The following is a 1079-nucleotide window of genomic DNA, read 5'->3' as shown; positions in this document are numbered from 1 at the left end:
TACGACCGGTTTGCGGAGTTGGGTTTCTCGTACGGTCCGGTGTTCCAGGGGCTGCGGGCGGTGTGGCGGCGTGGGGAGGAGGTTTTTGCGGAGGTGGGGCTTGCGGGGGAGCTTGAGTGCTCGGTGGGTGGGTTCGGTGTGCATCCGGCGTTGCTCGATGCGGCTTTGCATGCGGTGGTGTTCGTCTGCGGTGAGGGGGGCGGCGGTTTTGGGTGTGGCCGGTTGCCGTTTGCGTGGGGTGGGGTGTCGTTGTGGGCCTCGGGTGCGGGTGCGGGTGCGGGTGCGGTTCGGGTGCGGGTGGTGCGGGTGGGGTCGGGGGCTGTTGCTTTGGAGTTGGCGGATGCCGCGGGTGGTGCGGTGGCGTCGGTGGAGTCGTTGGTGCTGCGGGAGTTCTCGGGTGGGCTGTCCGGTGGTGNTCGGGTGCGGGTGGTGCGGGTGGGGTCGGGGGCTGTTGCTTTGGAGTTGGCGGATGCCGCGGGTGGTGCGGTGGCCTCGGTGGAGTCGTTGGTGCTGCGGGAGTTCTCGGATGGGCTGTCCGGTGGTANTCGTTGGTGCTGCGGGAGTTCTCGGGTGGGCTGTCCGGTGGTGGTGGTGTTGGTGCTGGTGGTTTTGGTGGGGGTCTGTTCCAGGTGGATTGGGTCGGGGTGCCGTTGGTGGATGTGGCGCCGGTGGAGTGGGTGGATCTGGTTGCTGTGCAGGGGTGGGAGGGGGAGGTTCCGGGGCATGTGGTGGTTCGGGTCGAGCGTCCTGGTGGGGGTGTTGTCGAGGCGACTCGTGCGGTGGCGGCTGGGGTGTTGGGGCTGGTGCAGGGGTGGTTGGGTGAGGGGCGGTTTGAGGGTTCGCGGTTGGTGGTGGTCACTGAGGGTGGGGTGGGTGTCGGTCGGGGTGTGCCGGATCCGGTGCTGGCTTCGGTGTGGGGTCTGGTGCGGTCGGCGCGGGCGGAGAGTCCGGGTCGGTTTGTGCTGGTGGACGTGGATGTCGATGGGGGAGCGGAGTCCTGGGAGCTGGTCGCTCGGGCATTGACCTCGGGTGAGCCGGAGTTGGCGGTGCGTGGCGGTGAGGTGTATGTGCCGCGGTTG

General features: G+C 68.6%; 1 protein-coding gene and 1 pseudogene. Both read left to right on the top strand.

What is annotated here, in order from left to right:
- Positions 1 to 396 (top strand): annotated as a pseudogene (locus IEY86_RS35935) (polyketide synthase dehydratase domain-containing protein); the annotation flags it as partial.
- Positions 397 to 551: 155 nt separating this feature from the next.
- A partial coding sequence (locus IEY86_RS37445; protein WP_229699089.1) for a SpnB-like Rossmann fold domain-containing protein occupies positions 552 to 1079 on the top strand: 528 nt, incomplete at its 3' end.

Origin of the sequence: Wenjunlia tyrosinilytica (genome assembly GCF_014646055.1) — a bacterium.
GTDB classification, from domain to species: domain Bacteria; phylum Actinomycetota; class Actinomycetes; order Streptomycetales; family Streptomycetaceae; genus Wenjunlia; species Wenjunlia tyrosinilytica.
This window is presented reverse-complemented; position numbering and strand designations above follow the sequence as displayed.